Here is a 19,547-nt window from a genome sequence, read left to right as displayed (position 1 = left end):
CCTTTTCCTATGCCTCTATACGTATGGTTTTGCCGTCGTATTCGACTACATCGCCATCTCTCAATTTTTTGCCACGCTGGTATTCCGTCTGCCCATTTACTTTCACAAGGCCTTCTTCAACTGCATATTTTGCATCTACGCCGGAATCTACCACATGAGCCGCTTTCAACGCCTGTCCAAGCTTAATATACTCATCTCTGAGCTTCACTGTTTCTGCCATTTTATTCTCCTCTTGCTTTCTCAGGACTGCCCGGTTTACTCTGCTATAAAGTTAACCGGAAGAATCAGATAGATATATTTTCCTTCTTCATCCCTGATAAAGCACGGGGATTTTGGATTCATCATGTATAAATCTACATTTTCATCATCAATGGCCTTTAGCGCATCGATCAGGAACTTAGGATTAAATGCGATCATGATATCCTGTCCTGTTTTATGAATCATAACTTCTGCGTTCATAGAACCAAATGCTGATTTTACCTTCAGGCTGATTTTTTCATCTTCTACATTCAGAATAATCGGCTTCCTGTCGCTTTCCCTGATTAGAATCATGGCTCTGTCTATACAATCCAGAAATTCTCTCTTATTTACAGTGACTTTCGTCTCATAGTCATTAGAAAGCATATTGTCAATTCGGAAATATTCTCCCTCGATCAGTCTGGAAACAACAATCGTATGGTCAAATTCAAACAGAATGTGGTTATGACTGAAGAAAATAAGTACTTCTTTCTCATTATCCCCATTTAAAATCTTGCTAATCTCAGTCAGTGTCTTTCCTGGTACAATCACTTTTGTATTTTGATAATTATCTTTTAAAACGATCTTGCGAATAGAAATTCTGTGTCCATCCAGAGAAATGACTCTTAATTCATTTCCTATAACTTCAAACAGTTCTCCGGACATCATTTTATTGCTGTCATTTACCGCAATTGAAAAGATGGTCTGCCTGATCGCTTCTTTCAAAGTAAACTGTGACAGACATATATAGTGATCTCTTTCAATAAATGGAAGGTAGGAGAATTCTTCTCCGTCCCGTCCCTGAATATTGAATACAGAATTTTCACAGGAAATCGTTGTGTTGAATTTTTCATCCGATTCAATCGAAACAACAGAATCGTCAGCAGATAATTTTCTTATAATTTCATAAAAAAGTTTTGCATCAAGGGCGATTTTGCCTTTTTCCAAAATTTCGCCGTCTACCTTCGTTTCGATGCCCATTTCCATATCATTGCCGGTCAGTTTAATTTCACCTGCAGATGCATCTATCAAGATGCATTCCAGGATTGACATCGTTGTTTTAGATGGAATTGCTTTAGAAACAATATTCAGGCCGTTTAACAGGTTATCTTTTTTAAATGTCAGCTTCATAATTGTTGATAACTCCTTTGTTGTATTCTAGCGCTTTTATAAGTAAATATATAATTAATTTTCGTAGAAATCGTAGTAGGGGCTGTGGGTTTGTGTAAAAGCCCTATAACGCCTTAAAATATAAGGTTTTTTGCATCTTATAACTATGTGGAAAACCGTAGTTTAACTTAAGGATAAATCTCAGGTTGTCCACATATGGAAAAGCATCAAAACTTGTACACAAATTATTCACGGATGCATCCACAGCTTATTGTGGATTAATTTTTTTCTTTAATATATCCATAGTATTCTGAAGGGAAGAATTAGACTGAAGGTCTGTTTCAACTTTTTCAATTCCATGAATAATGGTCGTATGATCCCTTCCGCCTAGGAATTTACCAATCTGCTGAAGAGAGACACCGGTCATATGACGGCAGAGGTACATAACGATCTGCCTTGGATAAACGATTTCCTTATTTCTCTTTTGCGAGGCAATATCAAGGGGGGTAATTCCATAATGATCAGCAACTAGCTGAATAATCAGCTCAGGCGTTATTTCATGAGCTTCATTCGGAGATATCAGATCTTTAAGAGCTTCTTCTGCCAGTTCCAGATTGATTTCTTTTTTGTCCAGTTTGGAAAGGGCGACTATTTTTGTAAGAGCTCCCTCTAATTCACGGATATTCGACTTGATATTGGTTGCAATATATTTAATTACTTCATTATCAATATTATATCCTTCCAGTTCTTCTTTTTTACGGAGAATCGCCATTCTTGTTTCATAATCCGGCGATTGAATATCTACAGTCAGGCCCCATTCAAATCTGGAGCGCAGCCGTTCTTCCAGTGTTTCGATCTCCTTTGGAGGTTTATCTGAGGATATGATAATCTGTTTTTTAGATTCGTATAACGCATTGAATGTATGGAAAAATTCTTCCTGTGTACTTTCCTTGCCAATGATGAACTGGATATCGTCGATGAGAAGAACGTCGTTATTTCTGTATTTTTCCCGAAATTCCGTTGTGGATATATTATTTTTATTACGAATCGCATCGATCAGCTCATTGGTAAATTTCTCGGAAGTTACATACAAAATCTTGGCATTTGGGTTATTTTTTAATATAAAATGGGCGATGGAGTGCATCAGATGCGTTTTTCCAAGTCCCACACCTCCATAGATGAAAAGAGGATTATATATTTCACCAGGAGATTCTGCGACTGCCAGTGAAGCGGCATGGGCCAGATTGTTATTGGCGCCAACCACAAATGTATCAAATGTATATCTGGGATTTAAATTGGCATTCTGGATTGCAGTCTGACTGACCTCAGCCGTCTGGATCAGCTGGTTTTTTTTGCTTTCTGAAGCCTCTTTTTCCTTGATATCCCCTTCTTCAATAAATAAAATATCACATTTTATATCTGTGACTTCTTCGATCGTGATCTGAAGGAGGAAGGAGTACTTTTTCTTCAGATAGCCTAAAAAATTAGCATCTGGCACTAATATGTATAGCTTATTATTCTCGAGTGAATATAATTTTAGGGGAAGGAGCCATGTTTTAAAGGAAACATCAGAAATATCATGCTCCTCTTTCATATAATTTAATATTTCTTCCCATTTTTCCTGTAGTTTTTCCAGCATGTCGATTCTCCTAAAAGTGTATTAAAATATAAAACCGCAAATTTACCCAATCTAAATCTATTCTATAATAAATCCAGCTAATTTTCAATGGAAAACTTTCCACTCGTGGATATTTGTTAAAGCTTATCCACGTTATTTATCCACAAGTAATCCACAAATTGTGGATAATGTTGTGGAAATGGAGGAAATATGATGGTTTTTTATATGTGGAAAGCGTGTGGATGCTTTGTGGGTGGTGTGGAAATGTAAAAATATACCATTTAACAAATATTGCATCTGTAGTAAAATGAAAGCACAAATGTTCGTAAAAACAGGTATTTATGCACAGTGGAGAAATGGGGGAGTGGAAATGACTCAGAAGGAACTGATTATCATTAAGACGGTGGCGGAAGAAAAGAGTATTTCCGGTGCAGCGAAAAAATTGTATATCGCCCAGCCGTCATTGAGTCAGTCAGTAAAAAAGATAGAAGATTCTTTAGGAACCCCTCTGTTTACCAGAACACCGTCTGGACTCAGCCTTACATATGCCGGAGAATGTTATTATAAAACGGCTAATCAGATATTGAAATTGTATAATGATCTGGAAACAGAGGTCAGCGATATAAACAATTTGAAAACGGGAAGAATCCGCCTTGGAATAACAAATCATCTGGGGACTGTATTGCTTCCTCCTGTTTTATCTACATTATTTGATATCGCCCCCGGCTTGGAACTGGAGGTAGCAGAAGACAGTTCAACTGTCCTAGAGAAGAAACTTCTGGATGGAATGCTGGATATCATCGTGAACCATGCCCCGAAATATAGGGACAATCCATGTATTAATTATAATTTAATTACTCATGATCCTTTTGTAGTTGTCATGTCAAAGGATCATCCAATTGGAAAAAAAGCGGAATTAATAGAAGGATGCCGCTTTCCTATTCTGGATGTGAGCTTGTTAAAAGATGAATCATTTATATTTCTTCAGAAAGATCAGAGAATCAGACAAGTATCAGATACGATTTTAGAAAACGCCGGTATATGCCAGCCGAAGATCCGCCTTCAGGTAAGAAGTTTTGGAACAGCTCAGCTGCTGGCTGCTCAGGGAGTGGGAGTTACTTTTATACCAAAGCAGTATATTTCTATTTTTCATGTTATGGATGAAGAGCCGGCTTATTATTTTATGGATGAAAAATATGGGGGATACTGGGACACAAGTATAGCAACATTGAAGAATTCATTTCAGTCTAAGGCAGAGAAACTCCTGATTAAGATTGTAAAAGAAGAGATTACAAAAGGATATTATTAAAATATGGTGCTGCAAAAGCATGAGCCATGATATTGATATCAGATTCCGTTCCATGGAGATGGCCGAGTTCCTTCATCTGATATCAGTATTATGGCTTTTTTCTTTTATACTTATTTTTTGAATTTTTCTTTATAAAAGGTCCTGTAAACATGATTATCGTAATAATAATGATAATCACGGCATATGGCCTTGTAAAAAAAATATTTAGTCTTCCACCGCCCATAAGGAGAGATTTACGGAAATTGGATTCACACATCTGTCCAAGTACAAGAGCCAGTACAAGTGGAGGAAGAGGAAATTTCATGATCCGCAGCATGTAACCAATGATGCCGAATACAAGGGCCGTCCATACACCAAACATATTGCCGTTGATTGCATAGGAGCCTAAAACAGCCGTTCCAAGTACAACGGTAGAAAGAATATGATTTGGTACAAGCGTTACTAGGCTGAACAGCCGGCTTCCAAGGAGACCCATCATTAACATAAGCGGTACAGCCAAAAGAAGAGCCGCAAAAATGGAATATGGAATTTCAGGATGATTGGTAAAGAGAAGCGGTCCCGCTGTTACGCCCTGTATTGTTAGAGCTCCAATGAGAACGGCAGTAGCGGAAGAACCTGGAATTCCCATAGTAAGAAGAGGAACGAGGCTCCGCAGACAGCAGAATTATTTGCTGATTCCGCCGCTGCAATGCCTTCCAGAGCGCCGTGGCCGAATTCGCTTTTATTTTTGGAAGAATTACGAGCAGAATTATAAGAGACCCAACATGCTACATTAGCGCCTGCGGCCGGCAGCATGCCGACAATAAATCCGATAACAGATCCTTTTGCTATAATGGTACGGCAGCTTAAGATTTCTTTTGATGATGGCAGCTTGCCGTCCACTTTTAATGCAATTTCAGAGCCAGATTTATTTTTTGACATTAGAATAAAACATTCTGACACTGCAAAAAGCCCGATCATGGCAGGTACAAGAGGAATACCGGACATGAAGTTATAAGTAAAGCAATAACGGAAACTGCCGGTAATGGGATCTATCCCGATTGTGGTAATCAACATGGCTAGTGCCACGCTGATCATTCCTTTTGCCAGGGCGTCACTAGATAGGCCGGCGACTACACTCAGCCCCATAATGGCCAGGCAAAAATATTCCGGAGAACTGAACCGGATTGTAATGGCTGCAAGTGGGGTTGCAAATAATATCATTAGAACCGTACTGATAAATGCTCCGATACCGGAAGCAATAATTGAAGTTCCCAGAGCTTTTGCAGCCTGGCCCTTTCGGGCCAGAGGGTATCCGTCCAGAGCGGTGGCGGCAGCGGCAGGAGTTCCAGGAGTATTAATCAAGATGGCTGTGATTCCGCCTCCATATTCCGCAGCCATATAGAGGGATACGAGCATTACGATGGCAGGAACGGGATCCATACTGTAAGTAAACGGGATCAGCAGGGCGATGCCGATGGTAGGCGTCAGTCCAGGCATGGCTCCTATAAAATAACCAGCTACGGAACCACAGATCAGGCCTGTTAGAGAATTTATATTCAGAATTTGGCTGAAACCGAAAATAAGATGTTGAATCATTTATGTTACCTCCCGTTTTTAAGGCAGTGCCACGCCGAGAAATCGGACAAATACAATATAGGCAAACAGAGAAAAGCATCCACTGATAATTATCATTGTGACCCATTTACGGCATCCCTGAATCATCTGGAGCAGAAAAATAAAAACAGGTGTTGCGTAGAAATAACCGATCTTTTTCAATATAAGAATATAAATGGACAGGAGAATCATACCGGTTATTACGGTTGGAAGGTTTCCAAAACTGATTTTTTCACCTGCCGGCCTTGTTCTGCGGACTGCATGAAAAATTTGCCAAAAGGAAAATAACAGGAGCAGTACGGCTATTAACCTTGGGAATGAACGGGAACCTATATCCAGCTGGTTCGTAGCGAGATCACGGAAGGAGCCGGCCTCGACAAAGAAAAATACGGCAGTAAAAGCAGCCAGTACAGATATAATGATTTCTCCGAGCCATAAATACATGGAACAGACCTCCTTTCTGGTGAAGTAAATGAATCCGGTATGATGAAGTTACGTTTCAGAAACAACGGGATTCGTCAAAGAACCGATGCCGTCAATTCTCATTTCCATAAGATCACCAGGATAAACAGGGCTGACACCTGCAGGTGTACCTGTAAAAATAACATCTCCAGGATAAAGAGTCATTCCTTTTGAAATATAACTGACAAGATAGGGAACATTAAAAATAAGGTGTTTTGTATTGGAGTGCTGTTTTAACTGTCCGTTAATCCAACTGGTAATTTCCAGATTAAAACAGTCTGCCTCCGTTTCAATCCACGGTCCTATGGGACTGAAGGTATCAAAACCTTTACAAAGTCCCCATTGATTTTTAGGACTCTGCATATCTCTTGCAGTTACATCATTCCCTATGGTAAAACCAAACACATAATTCATGGCATCTGATTCTTCTATATTCTTTGCTTTTTTGCCGATCACAACGACAAGTTCCGATTCATATTCTACCTGCTGTGTATGATGTTTTGGATAAATCACTGGTTCTCCGGCAGCAGCCATGCTGCTGGACGGTTTGATAAAAATATTAGGTTCTTTAGGGATTTCTCTCTTAAATTCCAGTGCATGATCTTTATAATTAAAGCCAATAGCGATCAGTTTTTGAGGTTCGCAGGGAACGAGAAGTTTAATATCATCAAGATGATACTGTTTATTCGTAACAGTGAATTCAGAAAAAATATTGCCTTCGACTGGATGAATGATCTCACCATGTATTTTTCCGTAAAGAATCCCTTTTTCACATTTAAATCTTACAAAACGAGCCATAAATTTTCTCCTTTTTAAAATCTTTAAACAGTCTCTGCAGTGATTGTATTTGTCAATTCTCCAAGAATGTCTATTTTTAAAGTACAGATATCGCCTACCTTCATGTAAGTGTTCGGAGTACGGTCTTTTGCCAGACCGCCTGGCGTACCTGTAGCGATTATATCGCCTGGCTCTAGTGTAAAGCACTCGGAGAGGAAGGAAACAAGTTTTGGTACATCATAAATCAGATTTTTTGTGTTGGAGCTTTGAAGTTCTACGCCGTTGACAAAAAGCTTTACATCCAGAGATCCTGGATCAGGCACTTCGTCTTTTGTTACAAGAGAAGGACCACAGGGAGCAAAATTGTCAAATGTTTTTCCGCGGCAGACCTGCTTATCCATGGTAGTAAGATCACTGGCACTTACGTCATTAAAAAGAGTATAGCCGGCCACATATTCAAATGCCTTTTCTACAGGCACATAACGTGCTTTTTTACCGATAATAATTGCCAGTTCCACTTCATATCCCAGACATTTTGTCATTTTTGGATAAATAATGGGATCGTCACAACCACAAATTGCATTGGAAAATTTACTGAATATTCTTGGCTCAGGAGGTACAGGATTTCCAGTTTCTTCACAAAAATCATAATAATTATGGCTCAGACATATAATTTTCCCCGGATTCACTACAGGGGAACCAAGTTTTACATCACTGCGCCGGAAAACGAGAGGTTTCCCGTCAACGCTTACGGAATTTAATGAAAATTCCATGGATGCTATTTCACGTGCTGCTTTCATGCAGCGTTCTCCGCCCTCAAGAAAGGAGACGGTATCACTCGGGGCATATGCTGCAGCCATCTGTATATAAGAAGGTACTTCTTTTTCAGCAAGTATTTTTTCATAGGCATAATTGACATCGACAATGGTTTCGTCTGAACGCAGAAGGCCAAGACGGTAATCTCTTTCTCCATATTTATACATTACAAATCTCATTTATAAATCCTCCTTTATTTGTTATTTATGGTCAGTTTCATTCATCCATTTCAGAAATAATTGCATCCGTGATCTCTTTTGTGCCTGCTAGACCACCTAAATCAGCTGTCAGATGTTCCCCCTTTTTTAGGACGGAGGCAACGGCTTTTTCTACGGAAGCGGCAGCTTTGTGTTCTCCGATATAGTCGAGGAGCATGGCTCCGGAAAGGATTTCTCCAATAGGGTTGGCAATTCCCTGACCGGCAATTGTAGGCGCAGTTCCATGAACCGGTTCGAAGACAGCTGCATCGGGTCCGAAATTTCCACCGAATCCAAGGCCGAGGCTGCCGCATATTCCGGCAATCAGATCGGCCAGTATATCTCCATATACATTTGGGGCCAGGATTATATCGCATGATAACGGTTCTTTTACCAGTTTAAACGCCATGTGGTCGATCATAATACTTTCACATTCGATATCAGGAAATTCAGAAGCCACATCCTGTGCGCTTTTGAGAAACAGACCATCTGTCAGCTTTAATACGTTGGCTTTGTGGGTAACCGAAACTTTTTTACGGCCCATACGCCGTGCCAGGTCAAAGGTAAAGCGGGCTACGGTTTCAGAATTGGCTCTTGTTATGTATTTGATTGCGACTGCGGCGTCTGGTCCTACCTGCTGTTCTGCACCGGCGTAGGTATCTTCTCTGGCCTCTCTTACGACCAGAAAATCGGCATCTTTAAATGGAGAATCCACGCCTTCAAAATATCTGGCCCTTTTTACGGCTGCATAAAGACCAAGTTTTTTACGAAGAAGTACATTGGGACTTGGCCACCCACGGCCAACAAGATTCGTAAGAGGTCCTTTTAAAGCCAATTTATTGTGCAGTATGGAGTCGGAGGTAATATCAGGAACCGGTGTCTGAAACTGCTCTGCAGCTATTTCTCCTGCGGGTACATATTCCCAAATAAAAGGAATTCCCGTATGCTCCAGCACACGCAGGGCGGCCGGAATAATTTCATGTCCGATTCCATCCCCTTCAATAATTGATACAGTATATGACATAATAAACCTCCTGTTTATTTGAGCAGTTTTTCAGAAAGGGCCTTTACGGTTTCATAATCAGATCGTGCGTAATCAGTAAATGTATTCTTATCCATGTATCCGTCATCCAAAAGCTGTTCGGCCATATAATTTTTAAAGGTTTCTGTTTGGGAAGCGGAGCGGATCATTTCAGAAATCATTCTGCATACATTTGCATCCGTATTTGAACGTACATAAAAACCGCGGTATTGTGTCAGCTGAAGATCATATCCCTGTTCAACGAAGGATGGAATACCTTCAGCGCTGGAAACTTTCTGGTTTCCGGTAATGGCAAGCATTTTCAGCTGGCCGGCTTCTACATACTGTTTTACGGTTGTAGGAGCGGCAAAGCCGGCATCGCAGTTTCCTCCAAGCAGATTGGCAACGGTATCGGAACCTCCGTCTGTCGGAAGCCATGTAAAGGTGAAATTGCCTTCGGCCCCAAACTGAAGAGCGGAAAGATGGAGGGCAGACCCGGTGCCTTGGCCGCTGATTAGAAGTGTTCCGGGATTTTCCTGCCCATAAGTGACGATATCTTTTATGGAAGTGAATTTTGAATCCGCCGGAACGGCCAGACAGTAAGGATCAGTCTGAACATTTGCTACAAAAGAAAACGTTTCTAAGGGAAACTGTTCATCAAGTCCGTTGCACAATGCAGCGATCTGTGAAGCCGTAACTGTACCGATGGTATATCCGTCGGCTTCCCTGGCATTTACTTCTGCAAACATATTCGCACCGGAACCACCGGTTACGTTTTCCACTGTGACGGTAACGTCATATAGTTCTTCAATAGACTGAGCGATCTGGCGTGCCATGATGTCGGCAGGAGAACCGGCAGAAGATGAGTTAATCAGTGTAATTGCTTTCTTAGGATAATCTTCGCCAGTAATGGAACATTGTCTGCTTCTGAACTGGAATCGGATATTTTGTCTGCCGAATCAGTAGGTTTTTCGGGCGAAGATTCAGATGGAGTGTTGCTGCCGCATGCGGTAAGAGTAAGCAGCAGGACTGTTGGTATAATACGAAACAATTTTTTCATGATTTCCTCCAATCGTAGCTTTGTTAACAAGTAATAAGATGTTCCGGAACAATTCTGTTATATTTATTTTAAGTGATGGAATGAGAACCGTCCAATATGTAAAATGTGGTAAGGGGTATAATAAAAAATATCTTTGCCCGGAAAATGCAGAAGATATTGAAGCAGCTTGCCTGGCAGGTCAAGCCGATTCCTGTTATGGAATTGGAGAGCATGAAGATAAATAATGAATTGCCTCTTGCAATTTAGAAGTATTTAAAATATAATTTTCACGTATCTATATTGCATTGTATCTTTAGAAGCGAAGAACAGTAGCAGGAGGTAGAAAATTGAATACAGTATCGAAAACCCGTGATATGGTTTTGACAGGAGCATTTGTAGCAATTATGCTCATTATGACAATCATCCCGGTATTAGGATATATACCGCTGGGATTTATGAATGCTACGATCATTCATATACCTGTCATTATCGGAGCTATTCTGATGGGGCCAAGAAAAGGGGCGTTTTTAGGATTCGTATTTGGCTTGACTAGCATGTGGAAAAATACGATTCTAATGCCAAATCCGACTTCATTTGTCTTTTCACCGTTTATTACGGTAGGAGACTTCAGCGGAAATTGGAGGAGCGTCGTTATATGTATGATCCCAAGAATTCTGATCGGAGTAGTGGCTTATTATGTTTATAAGGCAGTTCTGCGAAGTAATGGAAAAAAACAGATATTGGCACTGACTTGTGCAGGGGTTGCAGGTTCTATAACAAATACCCTGTTGGTGATGAATCTGATTTATTTTCTTTTTGGCAACAGTTATGCGGCAGCAGCTCATGTAAATACAGCAAAGGGCGTATACGCATTTATTCTGGGAGTAATCTGTATGAACGGTATTCCTGAGGCAATTCTGGCCGGCATATTAACGGCAGCGATTACGAGAGTCCTGATTCAGGTAAAAGAGCATTCATAAATAAAAAATACATATATAATAAGAAGACACTAGATATAGTAATTTGTAATATAGAATACACAGCTTATAGAAGGAGGCAAAACAGCCTCCTTTTTAATTTTTAGTAAATACGCCTGTAAATTAAAAAAAGCTCAGGGAGGAACGAGTTGCAGCGGTAAGGAATTATGTTGCTGTGGTTACCCGCCAAAGGCGGAAAAGGTAGGAAAAACGTTGATTTTTATGAAAAAATCATGTAAATTTGCTTGACGAAGTGGGTATCCTTCTATATAATGGAATAGATGTTTAACTAAAATAGTCTAAATGTGTTATCCTATTTTTTTTGAAAAAATTAGATAATTGACGATAAGAGGAGGTGTCCGTACTATGAAAATGACTTTCCAACCAAAAACAAGACAGAGAGCTAAAGTTCACGGCTTCAGAGCCAGAATGAGCAGTGCAGGCGGAAGAAAAGTTTTGGCTGCAAGAAGAGCAAAAGGAAGAGCAAAATTATCAGCTTAATGAATCAGGCCGCAATTCGATTGTGGCCTTTTCTTTTCTTAAATCGCAGCTGTTAAGGACAGTGGATTTTTCTATGCGGCTGCCTTAAATTTTGAAGAAGAACGGGAGAGGTTATACAATGAAGCGGTTTCATTCCATTAAAAAGAACAGAGATTTTCAGCTGACTTACCGGGAAGGCAAATCGTATGCAAATCGTTATTTAATCATGTATGTGAGGAAAACAGAGGGTGAAGAAACGAGAATTGGCATCTCTGCGAGTAAAAAGGTGGGAAACAGTATTGTACGCCATCATATGACGAGATTAATTAGAGAAAGTTTCCGGTTGAATGAAAACATATTGAAGACTGGGTTGGACATCGTCGTAGTCGTAAGACCAGCGGCAAAAGAACAGAACTATAAAACTATTGAGAGTGCATATCTGCACTTATGCGGACTTCATAACATAAAAAAAGAATCGAAGTGATCTTATGGTAAAAAAATTGATGATTTTATTGATTAGAGGGTACCAGATTTTTCTGTCCCCGATGAAAGTAAGAATTCACTGTATTTACACGCCTACGTGTTCTCAATACGCCATTGAGGCACTGGAAAAGTATGGTGTGTTCAAAGGTACATGGTTGGCCGTAAGGAGGATACTAAGATGTCATCCCTGGGCTGAAGGCGGTTATGATCCAGTTCCGTAATGTGAGGAGGTAAAAGATTGAATCCAGAATTTTTGGTGGCCACAAAAGCGCATGACTTTTTTTCGTTTGGCCCAGTAGCTGATATCCTTGGCTATATCATGGATATGTTATTCCGATTTACCCATCAGTTTGGTATTTTGAATATCGGTTTATGTATTATTTTATTTACATTAATTATTAAAGTACTGATGTTCCCGCTGACAATCAAGCAGCAGAAATTTACAAAATTGAATGCAATCATGCAGCCTGAGATTCAGGCAATTCAGAAGAAATATAAAGGCAAGACAGATCAGCAGTCCATGATGAAGATGAACGTGGAGACAAAGGCTGTTTACGAGAGATACGGCACATCCATGACCGGCGGATGTCTGCAGCTGGTGATTCAGATGCCGATTCTTTTCGCATTGTACCGTGTTATTTATAATATTCCTGGATATGTAGGTTCTGTAAAAGAGTACTTCCAGGCGATTATTAATGCTGTAGGCGGTATGGATGCCGTTACAAAGATTACACAGTTTGCCAATGACAACAGCATTTCTTTAAAAACACTTACCAATAAGACGGGCGAGCTTACAAATACCGATCAGATTATCGATATTCTGTATAAGCTGACTCCAGAACAGTGGGACAAGTTCCAGGCGCTTTTTTCAGGCAGTGATGCAATTACAAATGTTATTGCTGAAAAATCCCAGGCTATTATTGAGATGAACACATTCCTTGGGATGAACCTGGCTGCCAATCCATGGAACGGCGGTCATATCAACGTGGCATGGCTGATTCCGATTCTGGCCGGTCTTACCCAGTGGTACAGTACAAAGCTGATGTCCAGCAATACGCAGATGAGTGATGATGCTCCTGGTGCGAGCATGATGAAACAGATGAACATTACCATGCCTCTGATGTCTGTATTTTTCTGTTTTACATTCCCGATCGGTATCGGTATTTACTGGATAGCACAGAGTGTATTCATGGTAATTCAGCAGTGGATTGTTAATGGATATCTGAACAAGATCGATATGGATGAAATGATTAAAAAGAATATCGAGAAGGCTAATAAAAAGCGTGCGAAAAAGGGACTTCCTCCAACAAAGATTTCTCAGAACGCGACTTCCAGCTTAAAGCAGATTCAGGCAGAAGAAGAGAAGCAGGAAGAAGTTTTAAAGAGCAAACTGGTTAAAACAGAAGCCCAGGTGAAAGAATCTACGGAATATTACAATTCTGATGCCAAGCCTGGAAGCCTTGCAGCAAAGGCAAATATGGTGAAGAAGTATAATGAAAAACACAATAAATAGGAGGGGCGGGTTATGGATATGATTACTGTTTCAGCAAAAACGGTTGATGAAGCGATTACGAAGGCATCGATCGAACTGGGGACTACCAGCGATAAAATGGAATATGAAGTCCTTGATAAGGGAAGCACAGGCTTCCTTGGAATTGGCGCTAAGCCGGCCATTATCCGTGCAAAGAAAAAAGAATCTCCGGAAGACGCAGCAGTTGAGTTTTTAAGTCAGATATTCGAAACGATGAATCTGGACGTATCCATTACAGTTGCCCTGAATGAAGAAGAAAGAGAGATGTCCGTAAACCTGTCAGGAGAAGATATGGGTATCCTGATCGGAAAGAGAGGGCAGACCCTTGATTCTCTTCAGTATCTTGTAAGCCTTGTGGTGAATAAGACAAAGACCAGCGAAGGCCATATCCGCGTAAAGCTGGATACGGAAAATTACAGGGAGAGAAGAAAAGAGACTCTTGAAACACTTGCGAAAAATATTGCTTATAAGGTAAAGAGAACAAAGAGATCTGTTTCGCTCGAGCCTATGAACCCTTATGAAAGACGCATTATTCATGCAGCTCTTCAGAATGATAAATATGTTACAACAAGAAGCGATGGGGAAGAGCCGTTCCGCCATGTGATTATTTCTCTCAAAAGGGAGAACTATAAAAAGGACAGATATGGCAGCGGAGACAGAGGTTTGAAGCAGCAGTATGAAAGTTCTGAAAACGGTGCGAATTTAAGAAAATCATAGGATTGATTTTCCTGTAAAAAGTAGTAAAATGGGGCCAGGTATTCTTTTATAATATTATAAGGGAGTGCCTGGCTCAAGTTGATAAAAGCATAATGGAGAGTATGGGATGAGAACAGAGACAATAGCAGCGATTGCAACAGCAATGAGCAGTTCCGGAATTGGCATAATTAGAATCAGCGGCGAAGAGGCGTTTGATATTATTGATAAGATTTTTCGGAAGAAAAGCGGTAAAAAGTTAAAAGAGAAGAAATCTCATGTTGTCCATTATGGTTTTATATATGATGGAGAAGAAAAAATAGATGAAGTTCTTGTGATATTAATGAAAGGACCTCACAGTTATACCGCAGAAGATACGGTTGAAATCGACTGTCATGGAGGAGTACTCATGATGAAGAGAATTCTTGAGACAGTGATCAAATATGGAGCCCGGCCTGCAGAACCTGGTGAATTTACGAAGAGGGCGTTTTTAAACGGAAGAATTGATCTTTCACAGGCCGAGGCTGTCATTGATGTAATCAATGCAAAAAATCAATATGCACTGAAGAGTTCTGTCAGCCAGCTGAGCGGTTCGGTTTCACAGAAAATCAGAGAGCTGAGAGAAACCATTATATATGAAATTGCTTTTATAGAATCGGCGCTGGATGACCCGGAACATATATCTTTAGATGGATATAATGTCCGCCTCAGAAATAATCTGATTCCTATGGAGAGAGAAATCAACCGGCTTCTGGAATCTTCTGATGATGGAAAGGTTATGACGGAAGGGGTAAAGACGGTTATATTAGGAAAGCCAAATGCTGGAAAATCGTCTTTGATGAATGTGCTTTTAGGGGAAGAAAGAGCCATTGTAACAGATATTGCAGGTACGACCCGGGATGTTTTGGAAGAACATATCAGGCTGAAAGGAATAAGCTTGAATATTGTAGATACGGCCGGTATCCGAGATACAGAAGATATCGTTGAAAAAATAGGTGTAGACAGAGCCAGAAATGTAGCCGACGAAGCGGACCTGATTATCTATGTAGTGGATGCTTCCAGACCTCTGGATGAAAATGACAGACAGATCAAGGATATGATTCATGATAAAAAATGCGTTGTTATTTTAAATAAAACAGATCTTCTGCAAGTTGTAACGAAAGAGGAACTGGAGCAGGAGACTGGTAAAACGGTAGTGCCGGTTTCTGCGAAAGAAGGAACTGGGATTGATCTGCTGGAAAAAGAAATCCAGTCTATGTTTTACCATGGCGAAATTAATTTTAATGACGAGGTATATATAACAAATGTGAGGCATAAGGCAGCGCTGGAAGAGGTAAAGCAGAGCTTGAACATGGTAAAAGAAAGCATTGATCATCAGATGCCCGAAGATTTCTATTCAATTGATCTGATGAATGCTTATGAACAGCTGGGCCTTATTATTGGAGAAGCGGTAGAAGATGACCTTGTAAATGAAATATTCAGCAGGTTCTGCATGGGAAAATAAATTGAAGGAAGAGATAAAAGATGCCAAATTTAGAAGAAACATATGATGTAGTAGTGGTTGGTGCAGGCCATGCGGGATGTGAGGCGGCTCTTGCATGTGCACGTCTGGGCCTTGAAACCATTATGTTTACGGTCAGCGTGGACAGCATAGCATTAATGCCATGTAATCCGAATATAGGAGGAAGTTCCAAGGGTCACCTCGTAAGAGAATTGGATGCTCTCGGCGGAGAGATGGGTAAAAATATTGATAAGACGTTTATACAGTCCAAGATGCTAAACGAATCAAAAGGACCGGCGGTTCATTCACTGCGAGCACAGGCGGACAAACAGGCTTATACGAGAGAGATGAGAAATACTTTGGAAAATACGGATCATTTGACAATTCGTCAGGCCGAAGTGTCGGAAATTATTACGGAAAATGGACGACTGACAGGAATTAAAACGTTTTCAGGGGCCGTATATCATTGTAAGGCTGCAGTATTGGCAACAGGTACTTATCTGAAGGCCAGATGTATCTATGGAGATGTCAGTAATCCGACAGGCCCGAACGGACTTCAGGCGGCTAATCATCTGACGGATTCGCTGATTGCCCATGGAATTGAAATGTACCGGTTTAAAACGGGAACGCCTGCCAGAGTGGATAGGCGGAGCATTGATTTTTCCAAGATGGAAGAACAGTTTGGAGATGAGAGGATTGTTCCGTTTTCTTTCTCAACGGATCCGGAATCAATTCAAAAGGAGCAGGTATCCTGCTGGCTTACTTATACAAGTGAAGACACACATGAGATTATAAGAGCAAATCTGGACAGATCCCCTTTGTTTTCAGGAGCGATTGAAGGCACAGGTCCGAGATACTGCCCGTCAATCGAGGATAAGGTAGTGAAATTTCCGGATAAGGGGAGACATCAGGTCTTTGTAGAGCCGGAAGGCCTTTATACGAATGAAATGTATCTGGGAGGAATGTCCAGTTCTCTTCCGGAAGATGTTCAGTTTGCAATGTATCGCACCGTCCCCGGATTGGAAAATGTAAAAATTGTACGAAATGCTTATGCAATTGAATATGATTGTATTAATTCAAGACAGTTGAAAGCTACTCTTGAGTTTAAAAAAATAAAAGGACTTTTCAGCGGCGGCCAATTTAATGGAAGTTCCGGTTATGAAGAGGCGGCAGTACAGGGATTTATGGCCGGCGTAAATGCAGCTATGAAGGTACTGAAAAGGGAGCCGTACGTTCTGGACCGTTCGCAGGCATATATAGGGGTTTTGATTGATGATCTAGTTACAAAGGAAAATCACGAGCCTTACAGGATGATGACTTCAAGGGCGGAATACCGCCTTCTTTTAAGACAGGATAATGCGGATCTCAGGCTTATGGAAATAGGGCATGAGATCGGACTTGTAAGCGATGAAGTTTATGAAAGACTTTTGTGGAAAGTGAAAGCGATTGAGGAAGAGACAAAACGACTGGAAAAATCGGTGGTCGGCGCAAATGAAAAAGTACAGAAGTTTCTTAATAAAAACGGAAGCACGCTTTTAAAGTCAGGCAGTACGTTAGCAGAACTTATCAAGAGGCCAGAATTGGATTATTTTATGTTAACTGAAATTGATGAAAAAAGACCGGAATTGCCTCGTGATGTGGCTGAACAGGTTAACATAAATATTAAATATGAAGGATATATCAGAAGGCAGAAACAGCAGGTAGCGCAGTTTAAGAAGATGGAAAGTAGAAGATTGGATGAGAATTTTGACTATTCTACGGTTCCCAGTTTAAGAAGAGAGGCTGTCCAGAAGTTAAATTTGTATAAACCCATGAATATTGGTCAGGCATCCAGAATTTCAGGAGTGTCGCCAGCGGATATTTCCGTATTGCTGGTCTATTTGGAACAGAAAAGACATATGAGATGTGAAAATTAGTATGTGATGTAAAATGGGTGGATGGAATGAAATTTTATAAAGAAGTAGTTTTGAAGAATGGGATGAAGTGCGTACTTAGAAATCCGGGTTCACGGGATGGAGAAGAAATTCTGCGTCATATGATACAGACTTCAGAAGAAACGGAAAATATGGCCAGATATGCTGACGAATTTACTATGACGGCAGAAGAGGAAAATAAATACCTTAGAGAATTGGAAGAAAATCCAAGGGCTGTTATGATTTCCGCATATATAGAAGATAAACTGGCTGCAAATGGGGGATTAAATCCAGTATCCTTGAGAGAAAGATGTAAACATAGAGCTGAATTCGGAATATCAGTGAAGAAGGACTATTGGGGGATTGGGATAGGCTCTGCTGTAATGGAAGCTATTATAGAGTCTGCAAGGAAAGCGAATTATGAGCAGATCGAATTAGAAGTGGTAGACCATAATAAGCGTGGAATTGGTCTCTACAATAAATTTGGTTTTGAAATATATGGAAAGAGGGATAATTCATTTAAGTATCGTGATGGGAGAACTGCTGGAGAGTATCTTATGTTTCTTCATTTATAAAATGCGATTATATACGATATGCAAAAGAAATATTTGGAACAGGACTGGGGAATAAAATGAGAGACGAATTTAAGGCCTTTATGGAAAGGGAGTTGCGAAAGGAAGATTTGCTTCTTTCGGAGAAGCAGATCGAACAATTTTTTAATTATTATCAGATGATAATAGAGAAAAACAAAGTGATGAATCTTACGACAATAACGGATATGGAAGACGTTATTATAAAACATTTTATAGACAGCCTTACCCTGATTCGGGCGGAAGGGAACTTGAAAGATCAAATATGTTCAATAATTGATGTGGGAACTGGTGCAGGATTTCCTGGTATTCCTTTAAAAATAGCTTTTCCTAATTTAAAAATAACATTATTGGATTCATTGAACAAACGAGTGAAATTTTTGAATGAAGTCATTGAAGAACTGAACCTGGATTTTATTACGGCTGTACATGGCAGGGCGGAGGACTTCGGAAGAGACAGTGATTACAGAGAGAAATTTGATTACTGTGTTTCCAGAGCAGTAGCTAACCTGTCAACGCTTTCAGAGTATTGTATGCCGTTTGTAAAAATTGGCGGTTATTTTATTCCATATAAGTCGGGTAAGTTGGAAGAGGAACTGACAAACGGGCGAGGAGCTGTTAAAAGATTAGGCGGTCAAATTGAAAATATTGTTACATTTACATTACCAAATTCAGATGAAAGGTCATTAGTAAAGATTAAAAAGGTCAATCATATTAGTGGAAAGTATCCGAGAAAAGCGGGACTTCCTTCAAAGGAACCATTGAAATAATGGTTATATTCTTGTTTTTGTTGAATAACAGTATTAATTTTTGGTTTTAAATAGAGGAGATAGTCATTGGATTATGTTCCACGTGAAACATATCAGTATATTGTAAATATTAAAAAAGAATAGTTTTAAAGTTTATACGAGTGTGTGAAAAAAAGTCTGTAAATGCTGATCTTCTATGATAATCACTGGGCTGAAAGTTCCTTTTTTGGACTTTCAGCCCTTGTTTTATATATAACAGCAACTATCGTTGTATGTCAAGAGCAGGCGAATATTCCGCCTGTGAAAAATAAGACAGATTGGCTTATTCCGGCAGACGGCCCTCATACATGATGCTCAGTTCACCATATACCTGTCCCCAATTCCTGATTGGCATGGTCCATTTCTTTGTAGCTTCAAACGTAGACAGGTACAAGGCTTTTAGCAGTGC

General features: G+C 40.1%; 20 protein-coding genes and 2 pseudogenes. 11 read left to right on the top strand and 11 right to left on the bottom strand.

The window, feature by feature from the left end; all coding sequences use genetic code 11:
- Window positions 1–7: 7 nt before the first annotated feature.
- From DXA13_RS18980 to dnaA, 3 genes are all read right to left on the bottom strand, one after another.
- On the bottom strand, window positions 8–220 hold the full coding sequence (locus DXA13_RS18980) for an RNA-binding S4 domain-containing protein (RefSeq protein WP_118246599.1): 213 nt from the start codon (window positions 218–220) through the stop codon (window positions 8–10).
- Between the two features lie 35 nt (window positions 221–255).
- Complete coding sequence (gene dnaN, locus DXA13_RS18975) at window positions 256–1,368, bottom strand: DNA polymerase III subunit beta (RefSeq protein ID WP_118246598.1); 1,113 nt, start codon at window positions 1,366–1,368, stop codon at window positions 256–258.
- Window positions 1,369–1,615: 247 nt separating this feature from the next.
- Window positions 1,616–2,986 (bottom strand): chromosomal replication initiator protein DnaA, encoded by a 1,371-nt coding sequence (gene dnaA, locus DXA13_RS18970; RefSeq protein WP_118246597.1) that lies wholly within the window; start codon window positions 2,984–2,986, stop codon window positions 1,616–1,618.
- A 298-nt stretch (window positions 2,987–3,284) separates the two neighbouring features.
- Here dnaA and DXA13_RS18965 point away from each other — a divergent pair, with 298 nt between their 5' ends.
- Window positions 3,285–4,274 carry a LysR family transcriptional regulator gene (locus DXA13_RS18965; protein WP_243009228.1) on the top strand — a complete coding sequence of 330 codons (990 nt, stop codon included), beginning with the start codon at window positions 3,285–3,287 and terminating at the stop codon, window positions 4,272–4,274.
- Between the two features lie 88 nt (window positions 4,275–4,362).
- On the opposite strand, the pseudogene DXA13_RS22170 reads toward DXA13_RS18965, so the two are convergent.
- From DXA13_RS22170 to DXA13_RS18925, 7 genes and pseudogenes are all read right to left on the bottom strand, one after another.
- Window positions 4,363–5,753 (bottom strand): annotated as a pseudogene (locus DXA13_RS22170) (tripartite tricarboxylate transporter permease).
- Window positions 5,754–5,870: 117 nt separating this feature from the next.
- Entirely contained in the window at window positions 5,871–6,314 is a 444-nt protein-coding gene (locus DXA13_RS18950) for a tripartite tricarboxylate transporter TctB family protein (protein ID WP_118246594.1), read from the bottom strand.
- A 48-nt stretch (window positions 6,315–6,362) separates the two neighbouring features.
- Window positions 6,363–7,130 (bottom strand): fumarylacetoacetate hydrolase family protein, encoded by a 768-nt coding sequence (locus tag DXA13_RS18945; RefSeq protein ID WP_118246593.1) that lies wholly within the window; start codon window positions 7,128–7,130, stop codon window positions 6,363–6,365.
- Between the two features lie 23 nt (window positions 7,131–7,153).
- The gene (locus DXA13_RS18940) at window positions 7,154–8,104 is read right to left on the bottom strand and encodes a fumarylacetoacetate hydrolase family protein (protein ID WP_118246592.1); all 951 of its coding nucleotides are present in this window, start codon (window positions 8,102–8,104) and stop codon (window positions 7,154–7,156) included.
- A gap of 37 nt (window positions 8,105–8,141) precedes the next feature.
- On the bottom strand, window positions 8,142–9,146 hold the full coding sequence (locus tag DXA13_RS18935) for an isocitrate/isopropylmalate family dehydrogenase (RefSeq protein WP_118246591.1): 1,005 nt from the start codon (window positions 9,144–9,146) through the stop codon (window positions 8,142–8,144).
- A 14-nt stretch (window positions 9,147–9,160) separates the two neighbouring features.
- The gene (locus DXA13_RS18930) at window positions 9,161–9,979 is read right to left on the bottom strand and encodes a tripartite tricarboxylate transporter substrate binding protein (RefSeq protein ID WP_118246590.1); all 819 of its coding nucleotides are present in this window, start codon (window positions 9,977–9,979) and stop codon (window positions 9,161–9,163) included.
- 35 nt (window positions 9,980–10,014) lie between these two features.
- Window positions 10,015–10,203, bottom strand: coding sequence for a hypothetical protein (locus DXA13_RS18925; RefSeq protein WP_118246589.1), 189 nt, complete (start codon window positions 10,201–10,203; stop codon window positions 10,015–10,017).
- A 326-nt stretch (window positions 10,204–10,529) separates the two neighbouring features.
- Here DXA13_RS18925 and DXA13_RS18915 point away from each other — a divergent pair, with 326 nt between their 5' ends.
- The 10 genes from DXA13_RS18915 (at window position 10,530) to rsmG (ending at window position 19,120) form a co-directional block, all read left to right on the top strand.
- Complete coding sequence (locus tag DXA13_RS18915; RefSeq protein ID WP_118246587.1) at window positions 10,530–11,162, top strand: ECF transporter S component; 633 nt, start codon at window positions 10,530–10,532, stop codon at window positions 11,160–11,162.
- 363 nt (window positions 11,163–11,525) lie between these two features.
- On the top strand, window positions 11,526–11,660 hold the full coding sequence (gene rpmH / locus DXA13_RS18910; RefSeq protein ID WP_118246586.1) for a 50S ribosomal protein L34: 135 nt from the start codon (window positions 11,526–11,528) through the stop codon (window positions 11,658–11,660).
- A 118-nt stretch (window positions 11,661–11,778) separates the two neighbouring features.
- Entirely contained in the window at window positions 11,779–12,123 is a 345-nt protein-coding gene (gene rnpA, locus DXA13_RS18905; protein WP_118246585.1) for a ribonuclease P protein component, read from the top strand.
- 4 nt (window positions 12,124–12,127) lie between these two features.
- Window positions 12,128–12,343: a membrane protein insertion efficiency factor YidD gene (yidD, locus tag DXA13_RS18900; RefSeq protein ID WP_118246584.1), complete on the top strand. Its 216-nt coding sequence runs from the start codon at window positions 12,128–12,130 to the stop codon at window positions 12,341–12,343.
- Between the two features lie 17 nt (window positions 12,344–12,360).
- Complete coding sequence (locus DXA13_RS18895; protein WP_347559931.1) at window positions 12,361–13,635, top strand: YidC/Oxa1 family membrane protein insertase; 1,275 nt, start codon at window positions 12,361–12,363, stop codon at window positions 13,633–13,635.
- A gap of 12 nt (window positions 13,636–13,647) precedes the next feature.
- Window positions 13,648–14,370, top strand: coding sequence for an RNA-binding cell elongation regulator Jag/EloR (gene jag / locus DXA13_RS18890; RefSeq protein ID WP_118246583.1), 723 nt, complete (start codon window positions 13,648–13,650; stop codon window positions 14,368–14,370).
- Window positions 14,371–14,476: 106 nt separating this feature from the next.
- Entirely contained in the window at window positions 14,477–15,850 is a 1,374-nt protein-coding gene (gene mnmE / locus DXA13_RS18885; RefSeq protein ID WP_118246582.1) for a tRNA uridine-5-carboxymethylaminomethyl(34) synthesis GTPase MnmE, read from the top strand.
- A 20-nt stretch (window positions 15,851–15,870) separates the two neighbouring features.
- Entirely contained in the window at window positions 15,871–17,763 is a 1,893-nt protein-coding gene (gene mnmG / locus DXA13_RS18880) for a tRNA uridine-5-carboxymethylaminomethyl(34) synthesis enzyme MnmG (protein ID WP_118246581.1), read from the top strand.
- Between the two features lie 26 nt (window positions 17,764–17,789).
- A complete protein-coding gene (locus DXA13_RS18875; protein ID WP_118246580.1) occupies window positions 17,790–18,335 on the top strand; it encodes a GNAT family N-acetyltransferase in 546 nt (181 codons plus the stop codon).
- A 56-nt stretch (window positions 18,336–18,391) separates the two neighbouring features.
- The gene (gene rsmG / locus DXA13_RS18870; RefSeq protein ID WP_118246579.1) at window positions 18,392–19,120 is read left to right on the top strand and encodes a 16S rRNA (guanine(527)-N(7))-methyltransferase RsmG; all 729 of its coding nucleotides are present in this window, start codon (window positions 18,392–18,394) and stop codon (window positions 19,118–19,120) included.
- Between the two features lie 301 nt (window positions 19,121–19,421).
- Here rsmG and DXA13_RS18865 read toward each other — a convergent pair.
- Window positions 19,422–19,547 (bottom strand): annotated as a pseudogene (locus DXA13_RS18865) (IS256 family transposase); the annotation flags it as partial.

It is taken from the genome of Clostridium sp. AM58-1XD (genome assembly GCF_003464085.1).
Taxonomy (GTDB): Bacteria; Bacillota; Clostridia; order Lachnospirales; family Lachnospiraceae; genus Lachnoclostridium_A.
The sequence above is the reverse complement of the archived record's forward strand: the minus strand, read 5'-3'. Positions and strand labels throughout refer to the sequence as shown.

Coding starts and splice junctions, on each gene's coding strand:
- dnaA (WP_118246597.1), bottom strand. CDS start 2,986: ATGCTGGAAAAACTACAGGAAAAATGGGAAGAAATATTAAATTATATG.
- yidD (WP_118246584.1), top strand. CDS start 12,128: ATGGTAAAAAAATTGATGATTTTATTGATTAGAGGGTACCAGATTTTT.
- DXA13_RS18925 (WP_118246589.1), bottom strand. CDS start 10,203: ATGAAAAAATTGTTTCGTATTATACCAACAGTCCTGCTGCTTACTCTT.
- DXA13_RS18940 (WP_118246592.1), bottom strand. CDS start 8,104: ATGAGATTTGTAATGTATAAATATGGAGAAAGAGATTACCGTCTTGGC.
- DXA13_RS18875 (WP_118246580.1), top strand. CDS start 17,790: ATGAAATTTTATAAAGAAGTAGTTTTGAAGAATGGGATGAAGTGCGTA.
- DXA13_RS18935 (WP_118246591.1), bottom strand. CDS start 9,146: ATGTCATATACTGTATCAATTATTGAAGGGGATGGAATCGGACATGAA.
- DXA13_RS18965 (WP_243009228.1), top strand. CDS start 3,285: ATGTTCGTAAAAACAGGTATTTATGCACAGTGGAGAAATGGGGGAGTG.
- mnmE (WP_118246582.1), top strand. CDS start 14,477: ATGAGAACAGAGACAATAGCAGCGATTGCAACAGCAATGAGCAGTTCC.
- DXA13_RS18945 (WP_118246593.1), bottom strand. CDS start 7,130: ATGGCTCGTTTTGTAAGATTTAAATGTGAAAAAGGGATTCTTTACGGA.
- jag (WP_118246583.1), top strand. CDS start 13,648: ATGGATATGATTACTGTTTCAGCAAAAACGGTTGATGAAGCGATTACG.
- mnmG (WP_118246581.1), top strand. CDS start 15,871: ATGCCAAATTTAGAAGAAACATATGATGTAGTAGTGGTTGGTGCAGGC.
- DXA13_RS18980 (WP_118246599.1), bottom strand. CDS start 220: ATGGCAGAAACAGTGAAGCTCAGAGATGAGTATATTAAGCTTGGACAG.
- dnaN (WP_118246598.1), bottom strand. CDS start 1,368: ATGAAGCTGACATTTAAAAAAGATAACCTGTTAAACGGCCTGAATATT.
- rsmG (WP_118246579.1), top strand. CDS start 18,392: ATGAGAGACGAATTTAAGGCCTTTATGGAAAGGGAGTTGCGAAAGGAA.
- DXA13_RS18930 (WP_118246590.1), bottom strand. CDS start 9,979: ATGGCACGCCAGATCGCTCAGTCTATTGAAGAACTATATGACGTTACC.
- rnpA (WP_118246585.1), top strand. CDS start 11,779: ATGAAGCGGTTTCATTCCATTAAAAAGAACAGAGATTTTCAGCTGACT.
- DXA13_RS18950 (WP_118246594.1), bottom strand. CDS start 6,314: ATGTATTTATGGCTCGGAGAAATCATTATATCTGTACTGGCTGCTTTT.
- rpmH (WP_118246586.1), top strand. CDS start 11,526: ATGAAAATGACTTTCCAACCAAAAACAAGACAGAGAGCTAAAGTTCAC.